Source organism: Pandoraea sp. NPDC090278 (genome assembly GCF_044772185.1).
GTDB lineage: Bacteria > Pseudomonadota > Gammaproteobacteria > Burkholderiales > Burkholderiaceae > Pandoraea.
In genome coordinates, this window is record NZ_JBIVYJ010000002.1 from 196556 (window position 1) to 215232 (window position 18677).

The following is an 18677-nucleotide window of genomic DNA, read 5'->3' on the forward strand; positions in this document are numbered from 1 at the left end:
CCATTGTCCGAAAAATCTGTGGACGAATCCTCGGGCAATAAAAAACCCTCGAAGCGAAACGCTTTCGAGGGTTTTTTTGAGTCTTTCAATTCAATTCGCCGAAGTCCAAGCCTCCTCGCGCTGCGTCATGCGCAAGCGCGAAATCTCCTGGCTGCGCAACTGATAGACACGTGACTCGCCGACTTCAAGCACGGCGCCGATTTCGCGCAGGTTCAAACCCACTCGTAGTGCAAGGTCATCAGCAACTTCCTCGCTCGGGTAGACGGTCGATGGCGTGTACTCCCGCTCTACGTCGGCGAGCGCGCCGAGGTCGTCCTCCGTGTAGCGTCGAGCGAAGGCGTTGGACGGCGCTCGCTTGAGTGCCCGATACCGCAGCCGCCTGAGATCGGCTGGAAACACGTTCTCCCGCTGCACCTTCGGGCTCATCTGCGGGTGGACAGCGCTGCCGATCGAATTCTTCGAGCGCCGAATTGATTTGCGTCGTTTCCCATTGAAAGACTTGCTCCCACTCCAGTACCGTTCAGTCCCGTCAACGCAATTCGATGTACGTTTTCTACGTGAGGTGACATGACGCTCTATTACGCAGTAGTCGATGGCGATCCACTAACAAGTCATTCCAACAGTCGTGTTTTCGCTAGCGCCAGGCGATTCACGATTGAGGACGCCAGCGGTGCGCGCCGAGGAATTGTATTCATTGGCGATGCCGCATGGTGTGCTGCGTGCAAGGGTAAGGGCGTTGTGATCGGCGGCGCCAGCGTTAGCGATAGCAGGCGCATGAAGGACATGACGTCTGGGATGCGTCGGCAAGCGGTGAGCGGTGATTTAGTTCAGTGCGGCTGCGAGCGGCAGCCACGGCTTATTGCTGTTCACGGCCGTAGATTCAAAATATTTGATGAAGAGCGCGTGCGTGACTCAACATCGACAAAGCCGATGACTGAGGAGTCGATGCCTTTATCTCCACTCACCGCACCAATCGCGCAGGAATGCTACGAAGAAAAATTCGTCCTTCGTAACGCCGTTGGAGCACCAATGGCAGCGGCTCAATATGCGGTTCAGCGATCCAGCGGTGAAGTGGAGTACGGGGAGACCGACGAGCGCGGGCAAACGCACCTGCTCTCATCAGTTGCCGACGCGGAGTCAGTCACCTTTTACTTCGCGGGGTGAGTATGCCGGGCGAACAATTTCACGTAGGTCCGGATGGAACTCGATATCGGAAGGTTGCTACACGAACTACGACACCGAAGTCTGACTCCCGTGTCAAAGAGATAATCATCGACACTCAATATATTGAGGTCCTGATTTTTGATGGACGTCTGAAGAGCTATGGGTCGCAGTGGGGGCATGTGGCGATTGATGTCAATGGCGATACATACTCGCGATCTCAAAAGACCTACGCAATTGAGCCGCGAGAGCGGTACCTTGCGTCAAATCGCACCTATCGCGATGTCGTTGGATTGACGTTACGGTTATCTCCGGGAGAGATGGCGATTGTCAAAGCGGAGTTGGACCGTCGAGTCGACGCGACTCGACCATACAACTTGTTTACCGATAGTTGTTCGACCAATGTGGCCGATGTGCTGGAAATGATTGGCATACTTGCGCATGATCCCCGATTCTTCACTTTCGACTCGACCGCGACTGTAAGTCCCAAAGAGGTCTTGCTCGCAGTATCGCGCTCCAAGCGAGTGCACAAGCGGACCGAATATCCAAAATTCATTCCCATCCAATGACCATGTTGTATCGGCTGCTGCTGGTCACCACTTGCGTAACAATAATCATCATGGCCTGGAAATTGAATCAGCCGGCTCTCTGGGACGGAGCGTTTCCCACACGACGAGCGCTCATCACCACCGACATCCATTCTGGAGCCATGGTCAGGGAGTCCTTGCCAGGGCGTGTTCTTTTCCGGCTGACAAAAGGCGACGACTGTCTTTTCCTGTCTGGGCCTGATTGGGAGCGCCATGATGCAAAGGATCCATATATGGTTTTTGTGCCGGTTTTTTGTGTCGATAAGGGAGCGGGCTGGACATTGATACACGATTTGTTGGAAAACGAAGTACCTCTGAAATCCGGAAATTCGGCTGGAGCGAATAGAGAATAGCGAGAGCTCGATTCCCCTACGCCATGAAAATCCTGTTTTCCGCTGCAATTCTGGTCATTGTCGGGTTGTGCCTACACGCCTTTTCTCGGCCGCCGCAGGTGCGGTGGATAGCGCAAAGGGAAATGCACGCGTACGCGGACCGTGAAGCCATGTTCCAACGTCCGAGCACACCGACGTTCATAATCGCTCCGGGCGATGCTTGTTTTCCTATCGCGGATTACACGAAGGACTACCTGTACACCGAGGCGATATGTAATGGCATGTGAGGATGGTTTGAAGGGGGCGCGAGTGATTTCGTCGTGGAGCGAATCTAAGCAGAGCGGGATGAACGAGAAGAATCCCCATTGACGCATCGGAATGTTCTGAATCTCAACGAGTGACCTAGAATGCGACTCCGAATGCGTGGTGCCCTCGAAGTCGGATCGGTAATCTGGTTCCCGTCGCGCCCCAAACGCGACCGGGTTTGACGACCCGAACGATGTTTTCGGGCACACAGCCGCGATGTTTGCGGCTTTCGTGTGCGCCGTGCCACGCCTTTGCTTCAACGGGCGGGCCTGGATTGGGACACCTTCGGGTGTGCCGCCTAATCCGAATCATCAGCGGTTCGTCAACCTAGTCCAGTGCCCGCCCACCCCTGCGCAATGCAGCGGTTGGCGGGAATCTCAGATTGGCTAGTTAGAGGTGCCCCGCATGACGCTTCATCCTCCCGCAGTTTCCTTAGTCCACGCTTCCGTCGACAAACTCAACACACTCTCAGAGCGCATCCTGGCTCTTACTACCTGCACGACCACCGATGGCGGCAAGGAAATACCCCACCGCTTCCTGCTCGCGATTTTCGAAGAGCTTGGTGAAATGACCGTCGAACTCGTCTGTGAATGCCACAAGTTGAAGGTTGAATGCCTCGACGCCTAATCGTCTCCTAGCAGTTCATCTAACTCTGCCAACGGCATGGCCCCCCGAATGTTTCGGCTGCCTCCACAGCACCGCGCCACACCGCCATACGCGGCTTCCGGGCGTGAGGTTCCTCTGCTTTTCGTCTTCTAGAGGTCCTTGATTGCGAGGCCTTTCAGTTCAATTCGCCGAAGTCCACGCCTTCTCACGCAGCGTCGCGCGTAAGCGCGGGATCGCCTGGCTGTGCACCGGCACATGCGGGACTCGCTGACTTCGTTGCCCAGCTTAGGCACCCTCCGAAAGAGTGCTTCTGCGGTCGGACCCGACGACATCACCGGCACCCGCTCCAGTGAAGCGTGCCACGGCAAACGCGCACCGACCCACACCGTATCGTCCATTCAACACCTCTCGCTTGAGGGCAAACTCGCCACTCCCTCAACGCTATTGGACTTGATCGGAGGCACTATGAACGTTGATCACGAATTCGTCGTCATTCCGAACGTCATTAAGCAACAGGCCCGTATGCGCGCCTACGAAGTCACCTTCGATGTACCCGCATTTCGCACCAACGAACATCTTCATCCATCTGAACAGAATGTCGCTCGGCTGAAATTCAGATATCACCCGCGCAGGCAACTCGTCGAGTTCTTTTCGTTTCAGGAATACCTCTCCAGATACGCAGGACTCTCGATGACACTCGAACAGGCCTGTTGGTCGATTGTCGACGACTTTTTCGAGTCGTTAGAACCCATTCGATGTGACCTGATCATTCAAAACGAATTATCGGACAGCGCAAACGTCGCGATTCACGCTTCGCGTGGATGGATCGATGCGATCCAACTGACGGCCGGGTCAGTTTCTCCGCTCGAAAAGAAAATCGCGGCCCCCATCTGACATGACATCAATAAATGCCTCCGACGTCATTGGCATTGCGGGTGCGCTGACCGTAGTCGTTGCCTACTTTCTTAATCTGCACGGAACGCTCAGCACGACATCGTACAAATATTCGGCACTCAATCTGGCCGGATCGCTAATGATTGTTTACTCGCTGGTCTACCACCCGAATCCAGCCTCGATGCTGATTGAAGGTTTCTGGGCGTCGATCAGCCTGTACGGCTTGTACAAAGCGCATCGGAACAGGAGGACGAGGTGATGCGAAGGCGAATCCTTCTGGGCACGACTGGTAGCATCGGTGCGAAAGATACAATCCAACTCGTCGAGTTGCTAGCGTTGGCGCATGACGTCCAAGTCGTGGCCTCCACGCCGTCGCTAGCATTTTTCGATCTCGCCACAGCAAGACGAATGATTGACGTTCATACCGATGACGACGATTGGTATACATGGCACCAACGCGGCGATCAGATCCTGCACATCACGCTGAGAAACTGGGCGGATCTCTTCGTTATCGCCCCGTTAACGGCCAACACCCTGGGAAAGCTGGTGTCCGGCATTTGCGACAACCTGCTGACAACCACCTACCGGGCATGGCAAGCGAAATCAAAACCATTACTGGTGGCCCCCTCGATGAACAAATTTATGTGGGAGCACCCGCTAACGGGAAGGCAACTTGAGTTGCTTAAGTCTTGGGATGTTGGCGTGATACCGCCGAGAGAGAAGTGATTAGCAGGCGGGGATTTTGGCCCCGCCGCTATGGCGACTCCCGAGCAGATCGTCGAATCTGTCGAGAGCGCACTTTCGATACACAATGCGCCTTAATTCGCCGAAGTCCAAGCCTTCTCACGCAGCGTCGCGCGCAAGCGCGAAATCGCCTGGCTGTGCAACTGGCACACACGTGACTCGCTGACTTCGAGCACCGCGCCGATTTCGCGCAGGTTCAGACCCTGCTCGTAATACAGACTCATCAGCAACTTCTCGCGGTCGGGCAGACGGTCGATGGCATCCACCACGCCGCCGCGCAAACCTTCGTCGAGCAACATCGTCAACGGATCCGCACCCGGGTCCGCGCAAATGCGGTCGATGAACGGCTCTTCGTCCGCCGATTCGAAATCTTCGTAATAGATCAGCTGGCAGCCGTGCACATCCTGCAGCATCTGCTGATACTCGGTCAGCCCGATCGACATCTCGCCCGCAATCTCGCTCTCGGACGGCCCCCGCCCCAGCCGCTGCTCCAGTCGCTGCACTGCCTTCTCGATCTCGCGCGCCGTCTTGCGAATGCCGCGCGATGCCCAGTCCAGCTCGCGCAACTCGTCAAGCATCGCCCCGCGAATGCGCTGGCTCGCGTACGTTTCGAACTGCGCGCCCTGCGTCTCCTGATACCGGTTCGCCGCATCGAGCAGCCCCAGCATGCCAGCCTGAATCAGATCTTCCAATTCAACGCTCGCCGGCAGCTTCGCCATCAATTGCAGCGCCAGGCGGCGCACCAACGGCGCGTATTGGGTCAGCGTGTCGTTCGTGTCGACCTTCCCGCGCGCGGTATACATGTTTCCCTCCGCTTCCTCTCGACGCGTGCCGTGACGCTCAGGCCGTGTGCGCGCTCACCGCGCCCACGCCATGCGTCATCTCGGCACCGCGATCGCCGCCGCAATCGCCCACCTGACCGATCCCGGCACCCAACGCCGCCGGTCCCGTGTCCCGAATGGCCAACGGCCAATGCATCACCTGCGCCGCCAACTGACGGTAAGCCACCGCCGCCGGGGCCATCGGAAACGCATCGACCACGGTGCGCGTCAATTGCCGCGCCCGCACGACCTGACGGTCCGAGGGCACATGCCCGGCCAACTCCAGCGACACCGCCAGATAACGACTCGCCGTCGTGGCCAGATTGCGGCACACGACGCGTGCCTCCATATCCTCCGCCCGGTTCACCAACACCCGGAACTGTGCCAGCGCATATTCGTAATGCGCCTGTTTGATCCACGAGTACGCGCCCGTAATCGACGCCGGTTCACACCCGAGCACCACCAGCACGTCATGCGCATGCGCCGCCAACGGACTCAGCACACCACCGGCGTGCGTGCAGTCGACGATGACGACGTCCGGCTCACCAAGCGTCAGCACCGGCAGCGCCCGCTGCGGATCGATGCGCTCCGGATGACGGTGCGCCACCGGCACCAGCACCACGTTGTCGCGCGTGTGCACACGTACGGCTTCGGGCGCAATACGTCCCGCCAGCACGTCGTGGATGTCGCCACGCAACGGCAGACCGAGTGCAGGCGCTGCATGGCCGCTCTCGTCGGCCAGCACGACATCCTGACCGTGATGAGCCAGGGCACTGGCCAGATTCAACGCAACACTCGTCTGACCGGCTTCAGGCGCACTTCCTACCACCGCGACGATGCGCGTGGTATGGCGCGCCACCAGTCGGCGCAGCCCCTCAGCTTGATCGAGTACGAGTTTAACCAAAGCAGGCCTCGCCTGAAGGTTGTGCGGGCGCGAACATCCCGCTGTAGTTGGGATCGACCCCGCGCACCACTGCTGGCAAGTCTTCCTCTGACGGCACGAACGGCGAACCCGTCACCGGCGCAGACAACGCCGTGTCGATCAGGAACTCTCGGTCCGCCACGTGCAGGTTCTCCGGTACGCGCTGCCCCGTCGAGACGTAATGCACCGGCAGACGGTGACGGATCACCGTGTCGAGCACCGAACCCAGGTTGGTCGTCTCGTCGAGTTTCGTCAGAATACACCCGGCCAGGTCACCACCGCCCTCAGCGCTCGCGCTGCGATAGGCGTGCACCACTTCGTTGAGCGTGTCGCCGTGGCTCGTGGCGTTGAGCAACAGCAGACGCTGCACCGGCGTCTCCGCCCCACACAGCATCGCCACCTGCTCCGGCACCGTGCGGTCGCGCTGGCTCATGCCTACCGTGTCGATCAGCACCATGTGCTTGTTGCGCAGTTCGGTCAGGGCCAGACGCAGATCCGTCGCGTCCTTTACCGCATGCACCGTCACGCCCAGAATCTTGCCGTAGATGCGCAACTGCTCATGGCCGCCGATACGATAGCTGTCGGTCGTGAGCAGCGCGAGCTTCTCGGCGCCGTGACGCATCACGCAACGCGCCGCGAGCTTGGCCGTGGTCGTGGTCTTGCCCACGCCGGTCGGCCCCATGAGCGCATACACGCCGCCCCGGTCCATCAATTCGTCTTCGTTCGGCATGATGGGCAGATTGCGCTTGAGCGCGTTCTTCACCCAGTCCAGACCGTTCTCGCGGTCGCTGCCTTCCGGCAGATGCTCCAGCAGCGCCCGGCCGAGCTGGGCCGAGAAACCCGCCGCGAGCAACGTGCGCAGAATCTCGCCTTGTGCGGGCGAACGACGTTGCTTGTCGTTCCACACAAGACCCGCGACCTGCTCTTCGAGCAACCCGCGCATGCTTTGCAACTCGCCCATCATCGACTGCGCGAAAGCGCTGGTCGCGGCGATGTCGTTCGCGGCAGCGGCAGGACTCGCCACCGGCGCGACAGGTGCGGCAGAACGAGGACGCGGACGATGCGTCGGCATATCGCCACCGGCGAGCGCGTCCAGATCCTCTTCCGCCAACGCCACGATCTCGACGCCGTTGGCGACCGAGCGATTGGACAATACGACCGCGTCGGGTCCGATTTCCTCGCGAATCTGGCGCAGTGCGTCGCGGCACGTGCCCGCAAAGAATTTCCGAATCTTCACGCTTGACCTCCGATGAGTGCCGTCATTTTCACGTTACGGGTGTCTGGCACTTCCGCATACGACAAAACCTTGAGCTGCGGCAGGCTGCGGCGCAGGAAGCGCGAGAGCAGCGAACGCAGCGGATGTTGAACCAGCAATACCGACGGCAGACCCTGACGCTCCTGACGCGTCACGGCTGCCTGGGTTTCACGCAGCAGCGTATCGGCGAGGCCCGGCTCCAGACCGGTGCCGCCGCCGGCCGACAACGCCTGCGTGAGAATTCGTTCGAGATTGGCGTCGAGCCCCACCACTTCCAGATCGCCGCTGCCCGGGAACACGCTCTGCGTGATCGCACGGCCGAGCGACAGGCGCACCAGCGCCGTGAGGTCGTACGGATCCTGCACGCGTGCGCCATGCTCGGCGATGGTATCGATGATGGTGCGCATGTCGCGAATCGGCACCTGCTCTTCGAGCAGGTTCTGCAGCACCTTCTGCAGCGTGGTGAGCGCGATGGTCTTCGGCACCAGATCTTCGATGAGCTTCGGCGCGTCCTTGCCGATGCGCTCGATGAGCTGCTGCACTTCCTGACGTCCCAACAATTCGTGAGCGTGTGCGTTGATCAGGTGATTCAGGTGGGTCGCCACGACCGTACCGGCATCGACCACAGTGTAGCCGTACGCCTGCGCCTGATCGCGCTGGCCGACGTCGATCCACGTCGCAGGCAGACCGAAGGCCGGATCGCGCGTCGGTGTACCTTGCAGCGGCGCGCTGACCTGCCCCGGGTCGATGGCCAGCAGTTGGCCCGGGTACGCCTCGCCTTCACCGATGATCACGCCCTTGAGCGTGATGCGGTACTGGTTCGGGCGCAGCTCCAGATTGTCGCGGATGTGCACCACCGGTGCGAGGAAACCGATTTCCTGCGCGAACTTCTTGCGGATGCCCTTGATGCGCTTGAGCAGTTCGCCGTCCTGATTGCGGTCGACGAGCGGGATCAGGCGATAGCCGACTTCCAGCCCCAGCGGGTCGACCAGCGCCACGTCGTCCCACGATGCTTCGGCCACTTCGGGCGCTGCGGTCGCCGCGACCGGCGTCGGGCGCGTTGCCTGCACCTTGGCGGCAGCCGCCTTGCGGAACTGCCAGCGGGCCAGTGCACCCAGACCGATCGCGAGCAGCAGGAAAGCAAAGTGCGGCATGCCCGGGATCAGGCCCATCAAGCCCAGAATCGCGGCCGTGATGCCCAGCACCTGCGGGTTGTTGAAGAGTTGCGAGACGACCTGCTGGCCGACGTCTTCGTCCGTCGCCACACGCGACACCACCACACCGGCGGCCGTCGAGATCACCAGTGCCGGGATCTGCGCGACGAGACCGTCACCGATGGTCAGCAGCGTGTAGTTCTTGGCAGCGGTCGCGAGATCCAGATTGTGCTGGACCACGCCGACGATCAGCCCGCCGATGATGTTGATCAGCATGATCAACAGACCGGCGACCGCGTCGCCACGCACGAACTTGGACGCACCGTCCATCGAGCCGTAGAAGTCGGCTTCCTGCGCAATCACCTTACGACGGGTGCGCGCTTCCTCTTCCCCGATCAGGCCAGCGTTCAGGTCGGCGTCGATGGCCATCTGCTTACCTGGCATGGCGTCGAGGGTAAAACGTGCGCCCACTTCCGCGATACGCCCCGCGCCCTTCGTGATCACCATGAAGTTGATGACCACGAGGATGATGAACACCACGATACCGACGGCGTAGTTGCCACCCACCAGGAAGTGGCCGAACGCCTCGATCACCTTACCGGCAGCGTCCGGGCCGGTGTGGCCTTCGAGCAGCACCACGCGGGTGGACGCCACGTTCAGCGACAGACGCAGCAGCGTGGAGAACAGCAGCACGCTCGGGAATGCCGCGAAGTCGAGCGGCTTCTGCGTGTACATGGACACCAGCAGCACCATCACCGCGAGGGCGATGTTGAACGTGAACAACAGATCCAGGATGAACGGCGGCAGCGGGAGGATCATCATGCCCAGAATCATGATGATCAGCACCGGCGCGGCGAGCGACTTCAAGTTGCCGCCGAGGAGCAGTTGCGACGCACGCAATAGCTGGTTCGCGCGAGGGTTGAGGTTCATTCGTTACACTCGTTTCGACCCGAGGCGCCGGGGCGCGTCGAGCTCAGTCGGCACAGGCAGATCCGACGGGGTCAACGGCTCGATGCCCCCCTCGGTACGCCAGCGGCGAAGCTGGAAGACCCACGCCAGCACTTCGGCCACGGCCGTGTACAGCGTAGCCGGGATTTCGTGACCGATTTCCACGTGACGGTGCAGCGCACGGGCCAGCGGCGGAGCTTCGAGGATCGGGATGCGGTGCTCTGCCCCCATCTCACGGATACGCTGCGCGACCAGATCGGTGCCCTTGGCGAGCACACGCGGCGCGCGCATGTTGTCCTTGTATTCGAGGGCGACGGCAAAGTGCGTCGGGTTCGTCACGATCACGTCGGCCTTGGGCACGTCCTGCATCATCCGTCGGCGCGCGGCCTGACGCTGCAACTGACGGATCTGCGCCTTGACGTGCGGATCGCCCTCGGTTTCCTTGTTTTCCTGACGCACTTCCTCTTTGGTCATGCGCAGTTTCTTATAGTGCTGCCACAGCTGGAACGGGATATCGATGGCCGCCACCAGCAGCAGCGACGCCACGATAAACGCGCAGCACACCACGATCATTTCGCCCACATACGGCAGCGCCACGCGCGGCGACTGTGTCATCAGGCCCATCACGGCTTCTTTGTCCCGGGCAATCGCCCAGTACGCCACGCCGCCCACGAGCACGGTCTTGGCCACGGCCTTGATCAGCTCAACCAGTCCCTGCGTCGAAAACATGCGGCCAAGACCCTTGAGCGGGTTCAAGCGGCCGAAGTTGGGGGCGAGCGATTTGGTGGTGAACAGCCAGCCGCCCAGCGCCATTGGTGCGACGATGGCCGCGATCACGAGGGCGACGAAGAGCGGCGCGATGACCATGAGGGCGTCTGCGCCCGAGTGCGCGGCGTACGACAGCATGCGGCGCGTGTCCATCGCCGTGCCCGGTTCGAACTGCATGCCGTGGCGCATCAACTGGGCGAATCCCTGCGAGATACGGTCGGCCGTCATCCACATCCCGGCGACACCGGCGGCCAATAGGGCGAACGTCGAAAGCTCGCGCGAACGCGCGACCTGACCCTCCTCGCGCGCCTTCTCCAGGCGCCGGGGAGTCGGTGATTCCGACTTTTCGAGATCGCTTTCCTCAGCCATGCCCTATCCACAGCGGGCGGACGAACCCACCCTATCGCGACCGATTATGGCCGTAACCGTCAAGTCACAAAGGGGGGAATAGAGGCGGGATTGGGCGGTATTTCGCGCAAGCGCGATTCCGCCAGCCGGGGCACGGCTGGCGGCGGGCTCAGAAACCGAGGCTGGCGAGCAGGTCGTCGACCTGTCCCTGATCGGCCACGATGTCGGTGCGGCCTTCCTTTTTGACCTGCGGCCCGTTGAGCAGCGAGTCTTCGGCTTCCTTGCGCTTCTCGGGCGGCATGTTCTCGAGCAGCGTCTGGAGCAGATGGCTCTCGATCTCCTGCACCACTTCCATGATCTTCTTGATGACCTGCCCGGTCAGATCCTGGAAGTCCTGCGCCATCATGATTTCCATCAGATGGTTGTTGGTCGCGCGGGTGTCGTCCGGCACGCGACGCAGGTAGGTGCGGGTCTCGGTGACGAGCTGACGCGCGTCGTCGAGTTCCAGCGGTTGATCGAACCACTTGGCCCAGCGCGCGTCGAGCGCATTGGCGTCCGCTTCGAGACGGTCCTGAATGGGCTTGGCCAGTTCGATGGCCGTCAGCGCCCGCACGGCCGCCTGTTCCGTCATGGTCGCGACGTAGTTCAGGCGGTCGCGGGCATCGGGAATCGCCTCGGCCGCCTGCTCCAGTTGCTTGTCCAGACCGAGTTCGCGCAGATTGTCGCGCAGCATGCGCGTCAACTGCCCGATGCGCATCAGCATGCGCTCCGCCGGATCGGCCTCGCCGGTCACGTAAGCGCCGCCCGGCTCAGCCGGCCATTCAGTGCTCGACTCGTGGGTCACGTTCAGGCCCCCGTTTTTTCCATTTTTTCGAAGATCTTGCCCAGCTTCTCATCGAGGGTCGCAGCCGTGAACGGCTTGACCACATACCCGCTCGCACCAGCCTGGGCGGCGGCGATGATGTTTTCCTTCTTGGCTTCGGCCGTGACCATCAGCACCGGCAGCTTGGCCAGGTTCGGGTCGGCACGGATCGTCTGGAGCATCGTCAGGCCGTCCATGTTCGGCATGTTCCAGTCGGACACCACGAATTCGAAACTACCGCCGCGCAGCTTGGCCAGCGCCGCCACACCGTCTTCCGCTTCGTCGACATTGGAGAAACCCAGCTCCTTGAGCAGGTTTCGCACAATGCGGCGCATCGTCGGAAAATCGTCGACGACCAGGAATTTCATATTCTTGTCTACCATCATCACTCCAATTCTGCCGGCTCCCCTTTGGGGGGCCGACAATATTCAGGGGCAAGTTCCGCCATCACTCAGTGCCCTGAGTGTGAACGCAAATTGTTGCGGACCATACGGCGAAAACAAGCCAAAAACAACGCCAAAAGCCGAACTATACCCGTTGCGTGCGTTCGCCGAATTTCGCGACCTGATGAAGCACTTTTCGGGCCATCTCGTGCAGCGGCACCACTTCCTCCGCGCCGCCCATGGCAATGGCTTCGCGCGGCATGCCGAACACGATGCAGCTCGCTTCGTCCTGCGCGAACGTGTGCGCACCGGCACGGCGCATCTCGACCAGACCGGCCGCACCGTCGCGGCCCATGCCCGTGAGAATCACGCCGATGGCGTTACGTCCGGCATGTACGGCCGCGGAGCGAAACAATACATCGACCGACGGACGATGTCGATTCACCGGCGGCGCCGGATCGAGCACGGCCACATAGTTCGCGCCGCTGCGCGAGAGTTGCAGGTGGGTGTCGCCGCCCGGTGCGATGTACGCATGGCCCGGCAGCACACGCTCGCCGTGCTCGGCTTCCTTCACCGTAATGCGGCACAGCCCGTTCAGGCGTTGCGCAAACGACTTGGTGAAGCCCGCCGGCATGTGCTGCGTGATGAGAATCGCCGGGGCGTCCGGCGGCATCGGCACGAGCACTTCGCGAATCGCTTCCGTGCCGCCCGTCGACGCGCCGATGATAATCAGCTTTTCCGTCGACACGAGCGGATTGCGCAGCATCGGCGCGGCTTCCACCGCCACCGGGGCCGCGCTCTTGGGCGGGGCGCTGCGCACACGGGCACGGGCGGCCGCACGAATCTTGTCGGCGATCATCTCGCCGTATTCGAGCATGCCGTCACGAATGCCCAGACGCGGCTTCGTCACGAAATCGACCGCGCCGAGTTCGAGCGCACGCATCGTGACTTCCGAGCCACGCTCGGTCAGCGACGACACCATGAGCACCGGCATCGGACGCAGGCGCATGAGCTTCTCAAGGAAGTCCAGCCCGTCCATGCGCGGCATTTCGACGTCGAGCGTGAGCACGTCCGGGTTGTGCTGCTTGATCAGATCGCGCGCCACGAGCGGGTCGGGTGCGGTCGCCACTACGGTCATGTCCGGATGCGCATTGATGATCTCGGTCATCAGGCTGCGCACGAGTGCGGAATCGTCCACGCACAGGACTTTGATTGGTTCGCTCAAGCCTCCTCCATTTTTCGGTTGTCAGGCCCCGGCCGAGGCTTGGCATTTCTGGCCGGTGGCGCAAAGAGTTCTACGGAGCCCCGTACTTCGCGTGCACGCAGACGCTGCGCGTACGCCTGTTCCCGCTGAACGATGGCCGGATCGCCCCGGTCGCCCAGCTTCTTGACCATCACCCGCCCGGTGCGCGGCAAAAAGCACACCTTGCGCGGATGCGGTCCGAGCAGATCCTGCGCAGTCACGCGAATCTGCTCCATCTCGAGATAGCGCAACACGAAGTTCGCGTTGCGATCGCCGATATTCAGGGTGGTCATGCCCGCGAGCACCGCGCCGCCGCCGAAGACCTTCGCCTCCAGACGTTCGCGTCGTGCGCCGAGCTTGATCAGCTCGTTGATGAGCATTTCCATCGCATATGCGCCGTAGCGCATGGACGCAGAGAGTAGCCGATCGCGCTCGCTCTCGCCATCGTCCGGCAGCATGAAGTGGTTCATGCCGCCGATACCGGTGACGCTGTCGCGCACGCAAGCGGCCACGCACGAACCGAGCACCGTCACGAGCATGATGTCTTCGGTCGTGACGAAATACTCCGACGGCAGCAGCTTCACCGCCTGCGTATTGAACGCATTGTCGAAGTAATGGTTGGTCGCGAGTGCTTCGGCCAATGGCTGTGCTGCCATGTCAGGCTCCCCGTGCTCCGGCGCCGGCCAGTTCGTACACCGTCTGCCCACGCAGACGGAACGCCCGGCTCACGTAAGTGAAGTTCTCCGAATGCCCGGCGAACAGCAGGCCGTCCGGTTTGAGCAAGGGGACGAAGCGCTCGAGAATGCGCGCCTGCGTGGCCTTGTCGAAATAGATCATCACGTTGCGGCAGAAGATCACGTCGAACGGCCCGCCGATCTGCCACGACGGGGCGAGCAGGTTAAGCGGCTCGAACGTCACCAGTTGCTGCAATTCGGGACGCACCTTGATCTTCCCTGAGTTCGCGCCCGTGCCGCGCAGGAAGTGCTTGCGCAGCTGTTCCTGCGAGATCTTGCCGGTCTGCTCGCCGTTGTAAACGGCGGCCGAAGCGCGTGCCAGGACCTGCGTGTCGACGTCGGTGGCCAGTACCGTAGCGTTGGGGCGCGAGCCGAGCGTGTCGACCAGCGTCATCGCAATCGAATACGGCTCTTCGCCGGTCGACGCCGCGCAGCACCATACCGAGATCGGCTTGGGGCGATTGCGCACGAAGTCGGCGAGCAACGGGAAATGGTGCGACTCGCGGAAGAACGACGTGAGGTTCGTCGTCAGCGCGTTGGTGAACGACTCCCACTCGCCGTCGCCGGTGTCGGCTTCGAGCATGTCGAGGTATTCGGTGAAGCTCGTCATGCCCAGCGCACGCAGACGTCGCGCGATGCGGCTGTAAACCATTTCGCGCTTGTGCTCGGCCAGCGCGATCCCGGCGCGTTGGTAGATCAGATTGCGAATACGGCTGAAGTCCGCCAGCGAGAACGCAAAGTCGCGCTCGCCCGACAGGGCGGCGCCACTGGCGCGCGCGAAATCCGCGCTGCGCGAACCCGCGTCGCCATCGGGGCCGGAGCCGCCGCGACGCGTCAGATGCGAGGTGTTGCGCGAATCGGTCATGATGTCTCGGTTGCGTCGAATTACGTCGGACAGCGCTTAAGGCTTATGCCGCACGGGCCAGCGGCTGTGCCGCCGGTTCGCGTCGGGACGCGCCAATCGCATGCACGCTCCCCGCACTTGCCGCCACGCCCGTCTGGAAGACGGACACGGCCGCGCGCAGCTCCTGCGCTTGCGACTCCATCGCGCCGGCGGCAGCCGCCGCCTCTTCCACGAGCGCCGCGTTCTGCTGCGTCACCTCATCCATCTGCGTCACTGCGCGATTGACCTGTTCGATGCCGCTCGACTGTTCGGCAGACGCCGCCGAGATCTCGCCCATGATGTCGGTCACGCGCTTCACGGCTTGCACGATCTCTTCCATGGTCTGACGCTGACGCGTCACGAGCGCCGTGCCGTCCTGCACGCGGCGCGACGAGTCTTCGATCAGCGCCTTGATTTCCTTCGCGGCGGCCGCACTTCGCTGCGCCAGCGTGCGCACTTCGCCTGCGACCACGGCGAACCCACGACCCTGCTCGCCCGCGCGCGCCGCTTCCACGGCGGCATTCAGCGCGAGGATGTTCGTCTGGAACGCGATGCCATCGATCACGCCGATGATGTCGACGATCTTGTTCGAGCTGGTGGAGATGCCGTCCATCGTCGCCCCGACCTGCCCCGAGACTTCGCCGCCACGCAAGGCGATTTCCGATGCATTCACTGCCAGTTGGCTGGCCTGACGCGCGTTGTCGGCGTTCTGGCGCACGGTCGCCGTGAGCTGCTCCATCGACGAGGCGGTTTCTTCCAGCGACGCCGCCTGCTGTTCGGTACGGGCCGACAGGTCGGTGTTACCCGCAGCGATCTCATGCGCGGCCGTGGTGATCGACTCGGTGCCCTGACGGATCTGCGAGATGGTCTCGGCCAGCGTGTGCTGCATGCGTTGCATGGCGTAGAGCAGGCTGTGCGTGTCGCCCGGGGCCACGTCGACGTGGCTGTGCAGATCGCCGCTCGCGATGCGGTGCGCGATGCCCGCCGCGTACTCCGGTTCGCCGCCGAGGCTACGCTGGACGTTGCGGATGATCACGAGCATTGCGGCCGTCACGATGCCGCCGATCAGCACAAGTGCGATGCCGAAGCGAATGAGCGTGCCGTAGAAGGCCTCGTCTACGTCCTGCACATACACGCCGCTCATCATGCCCCAGTCCCACGGCGCAAAGTACTTTACGAACGAGAGCTTGGCCATGCGCTGGTCGCTGCCCGCAACCCGTCCGTAATAGTCGACAAAGCCTGCGCCCTTGTCCTTGGCCACGCGGGCCATTTCGACGTAGAGCAGCTTGCCGTTCGAATCCTTGTAGTTGGAGACGTCCTTGCCCACCAGATCGGCGAGCGTCGGATGCATGAGGACGGTCGGCTTGGTGTCGAAGATCACCACATAGCCGTTGCCGCCTTCGCCGTAGCGCATGACTTTCAGTCGCGCCATGGCCTGTTGTTTGGCCTCTTCGACGGTGATTTTGCCCGCCGCTGCCTGCGCTGCGTAGTCGCGCAGAATGCCGTCAGCGCTCGTGACGACGTTTTGCACTGCCGCACGCCGCTCCGACATCATCGTGCTGCGCTCGTGCAAGGCAGCCCAGCCACCGAGAATCAAAAGCCCCAGCCACATAAGCGCAAGCGCCGACCAGAGTTTTGCTTTGAGACTCAACTGCATCATGATGTGACCTCCACTACCCGCCTGCCGTGGCACTGCATGAGATGCAGCACGCACGACGGCTTTTGTCTTACCGATTGTTGCCACTTGCCGACACGCCCCTCGGGGTGCCCGGCGGTACTGAGTCGCCAGGCGAGGTGCGTGCACCGTTCCTATAGTTACTGCTTTATTGCCGCGTGCATCGCTGCACGACGGCCACCATCACGTCATACGATCAGAAGGTTTCCCAATCGCCGTTTGCGTCGTCCGTGCCCGTGCGCGTGGCCGGTGCTGCGGCAGCCGGTGCAGGCTTACGCAGCGGTGCCGGTGCAGGCGCCGCCTTCGGTGCAGCGGCCGATGCCGGTGCTGCCGATGCGGCGGGGGCTGCTGCCTTCTTCTTCACCGGCGTCGGGCGCGCGGCGGGGGCTGCCGACGGGAGCGCCGCCAGCGCCGGGGCTGCGTAGCCCGTCGCGACCTGGCTCGCGTCCACACGGAACACCGAGACCGTCGTCTTCAGACGATTGGCCTGCTCTTCCAGTGAACCGGCGGCCGCTGCCGCTTCTTCCACCAGCGCAGCGTTCTGCTGCGTCACTTCGTCCATCTGCGTGATCGCGCGGTTGACCTGCTCGATACCGCTCGACTGTTCGGCAGACGCTGCCGAGATCTCGCCCATGATGTCCGTCACGCGCTTCACCGCCTGCACGATCTCGTGCATCGTGTGGCCTTGCTGCGCAACGAGCGCCGTGCCGTCCTGCACGCGACGCGACGAGTCTTCGATCAGTGACTTGATTTCCTTCGCGGCCGCCGCGCTGCGCTGCGCCAGCGTGCGCACTTCGCCTGCGACCACGGCGAAGCCGCGGCCTTGTTCGCCTGCACGCGCCGCTTCCACAGCAGCGTTCAGCGCGAGGATGTTCGTCTGGAACGCGATGCCGTCGATCACGCTGATGATGTCGACGATCTTGTTCGAGCTGGTCGAAATGCCGTCCATCGTCTCTCCGACCTGGCCGGAGACCTGACCGCCACGCGTGGCGATTTCCGAGGCGTTCACCGCCAGTTGGCTGGCTTGACGGGCGTTATCGGCGTTCTGTCGCACGGTCGCCGTGAGCTGTTCCATCGACGACGCGGTTTCTTCCAGCGATGCGGCCTGCTGCTCGGTACGTGCCGACAGATCGGTGTTGCCTGCGGCAATCTGCTGTGCCGCCGACGTGATCGACTCGGTGCCCGAACGGACCTCCGCCACGGTGCGCACGAGGCTGTCCTGCATGTGCTTCACGCCCTTGAACAGGCGTCCCGTCTCGGTCTCGTTCCACACTTCGATGCGTTGCGTGAGGTCGCCACCGGCGATCTTCTCGAAGTGGCGGATCGCGTCGTCGATCGGGCCGACGATGGCGCGCGTGAGCGTGATCTGCGTGATGATGCCGACGATCAGGCCAAGGCCCAGACCGATGCCGACCATCCACATCACCATCGTGTAACGGGCCTGTGCCGCCACATAGCGGTCTTCGGCGTTCTTGACCTGCATGTCGGCCAGCGCGGTCATCGCCTTCGTGTAGTCGGCGAACAGACGCGGCACGTCCATCACGGTCTTGGCGTGGAAGTCGGGGATGTCGCCCGACTCGATGGCCTTGAGTGCGGGGAGGATACCGTCGTTGTTGACCTTGCCGCGTGCCGCGATGACGGCATCGGCGAGCGCCTTCTCACCGTCGTTCATCGGCAGGGCGGCGTAGTTCGCCCACGAGTCGTCGGCCTTCTTGAGATTGTTGCGCACGCTGTCGATCGCCGATTTGATCTCGGTCGGATCGGCGATGAACTCGATGCGCGAGAGCGTCACGCGTGCGCCCAACGTCGAAATCGTGGTCTGTGCCAGCGATCGCGCAGATGCCATGTCGTTACTGTAGATCTCTTGCAGCGACGCATTGCTCTGTCGCAACGAGACGAGACCCACCGCAGCGCTCACGACCAGCAGCACCATGAAGAGTCCCAGCGCCAGCGTGAGCCGCGCCCGGATGGTGACATTCTTAAACATAACGACCTCTACCCCGTGAAGACCGGCCCGTAGCCGGTTGATCCATCACAACAATCTCGTCTCT

At 62.1% G+C, this 18677-nt stretch carries 16 protein-coding genes and 1 pseudogene; 4 read left to right on the plus strand and 13 right to left on the minus strand.

Annotation, left to right across the window (positions count from 1 at the left end):
• Positions 1-90: 90 nt before the first annotated feature.
• Positions 91-292 (minus strand): annotated as a pseudogene (locus ACIQWO_RS09320) (sigma factor-like helix-turn-helix DNA-binding protein); the annotation flags it as partial.
• A 275-nt stretch (positions 293-567) separates the two neighbouring features.
• Between ACIQWO_RS09320 and ACIQWO_RS09325 the strand changes: the two are divergent.
• The 4 genes from ACIQWO_RS09325 (at position 568) to ACIQWO_RS09340 (ending at position 4612) form a co-directional block, all read left to right on the plus strand.
• Positions 568-1164: a hypothetical protein gene (locus ACIQWO_RS09325; protein WP_402822368.1), complete on the plus strand. Its 597-nt coding sequence runs from the start codon at positions 568-570 to the stop codon at positions 1162-1164.
• A gap of 1627 nt (positions 1165-2791) precedes the next feature.
• A complete protein-coding gene (locus tag ACIQWO_RS09330) occupies positions 2792-3013 on the plus strand; it encodes a hypothetical protein (protein ID WP_402822371.1) in 222 nt (73 codons plus the stop codon).
• Positions 3014-3457: 444 nt separating this feature from the next.
• Complete coding sequence (locus ACIQWO_RS09335; RefSeq protein WP_402822374.1) at positions 3458-3886, plus strand: hypothetical protein; 429 nt, start codon at positions 3458-3460, stop codon at positions 3884-3886.
• A gap of 258 nt (positions 3887-4144) precedes the next feature.
• Complete coding sequence (locus tag ACIQWO_RS09340; RefSeq protein ID WP_402822377.1) at positions 4145-4612, plus strand: flavoprotein; 468 nt, start codon at positions 4145-4147, stop codon at positions 4610-4612.
• 92 nt (positions 4613-4704) lie between these two features.
• On the opposite strand, the gene ACIQWO_RS09345 is transcribed toward ACIQWO_RS09340, so the two are convergent.
• The 12 genes from ACIQWO_RS09345 to ACIQWO_RS09400 all read right to left on the minus strand — a co-directional run bounded on the left by ACIQWO_RS09345 (position 4705) and on the right by ACIQWO_RS09400 (position 18613).
• A complete protein-coding gene (locus tag ACIQWO_RS09345) occupies positions 4705-5433 on the minus strand; it encodes an RNA polymerase sigma factor FliA (RefSeq protein WP_046290192.1) in 729 nt (242 codons plus the stop codon).
• Between the two features lie 37 nt (positions 5434-5470).
• Positions 5471-6355: a MinD/ParA family protein gene (locus tag ACIQWO_RS09350; protein ID WP_402822381.1), complete on the minus strand. Its 885-nt coding sequence runs from the start codon at positions 6353-6355 to the stop codon at positions 5471-5473.
• Positions 6348-7610: a flagellar biosynthesis protein FlhF gene (gene flhF, locus ACIQWO_RS09355; RefSeq protein ID WP_402822384.1), complete on the minus strand. Its 1263-nt coding sequence runs from the start codon at positions 7608-7610 to the stop codon at positions 6348-6350. Before flhF ends, ACIQWO_RS09350 begins: the two co-directional genes overlap by 8 nt.
• Positions 7607-9712, minus strand: coding sequence for a flagellar biosynthesis protein FlhA (gene flhA / locus ACIQWO_RS09360; RefSeq protein WP_402822387.1), 2106 nt, complete (start codon positions 9710-9712; stop codon positions 7607-7609). Before flhA ends, flhF begins: the two co-directional genes overlap by 4 nt.
• A gap of 3 nt (positions 9713-9715) precedes the next feature.
• Positions 9716-10867 (minus strand): flagellar biosynthesis protein FlhB, encoded by a 1152-nt coding sequence (gene flhB, locus ACIQWO_RS09365; RefSeq protein WP_402822390.1) that lies wholly within the window; start codon positions 10865-10867, stop codon positions 9716-9718.
• A gap of 148 nt (positions 10868-11015) precedes the next feature.
• Positions 11016-11639 carry a protein phosphatase CheZ gene (gene cheZ, locus ACIQWO_RS09370; RefSeq protein ID WP_402823879.1) on the minus strand — a complete coding sequence of 208 codons (624 nt, stop codon included), beginning with the start codon at positions 11637-11639 and terminating at the stop codon, positions 11016-11018.
• Between the two features lie 53 nt (positions 11640-11692).
• Positions 11693-12091, minus strand: coding sequence for a chemotaxis response regulator CheY (cheY, locus tag ACIQWO_RS09375; protein WP_039401766.1), 399 nt, complete (start codon positions 12089-12091; stop codon positions 11693-11695).
• A gap of 145 nt (positions 12092-12236) precedes the next feature.
• Positions 12237-13316 carry a chemotaxis response regulator protein-glutamate methylesterase gene (locus tag ACIQWO_RS09380; RefSeq protein WP_150578070.1) on the minus strand — a complete coding sequence of 360 codons (1080 nt, stop codon included), beginning with the start codon at positions 13314-13316 and terminating at the stop codon, positions 12237-12239.
• The gene (gene cheD, locus ACIQWO_RS09385; protein WP_046290196.1) at positions 13313-13990 is read right to left on the minus strand and encodes a chemoreceptor glutamine deamidase CheD; all 678 of its coding nucleotides are present in this window, start codon (positions 13988-13990) and stop codon (positions 13313-13315) included. Before cheD ends, ACIQWO_RS09380 begins: the two co-directional genes overlap by 4 nt.
• 1 nt (position 13991) lies before the next feature.
• The gene (locus ACIQWO_RS09390) at positions 13992-14933 is read right to left on the minus strand and encodes a CheR family methyltransferase (RefSeq protein WP_402822395.1); all 942 of its coding nucleotides are present in this window, start codon (positions 14931-14933) and stop codon (positions 13992-13994) included.
• Positions 14934-14976: 43 nt separating this feature from the next.
• Positions 14977-16611, minus strand: a complete 1635-nt coding sequence (locus ACIQWO_RS09395) for a methyl-accepting chemotaxis protein (protein ID WP_402822398.1) — start codon at positions 16609-16611, stop codon at positions 14977-14979.
• A gap of 211 nt (positions 16612-16822) precedes the next feature.
• Positions 16823-18613 carry a methyl-accepting chemotaxis protein gene (locus ACIQWO_RS09400; RefSeq protein ID WP_402822401.1) on the minus strand — a complete coding sequence of 597 codons (1791 nt, stop codon included), beginning with the start codon at positions 18611-18613 and terminating at the stop codon, positions 16823-16825.
• Between the last annotated feature and the right edge of the window lie 64 nt (positions 18614-18677).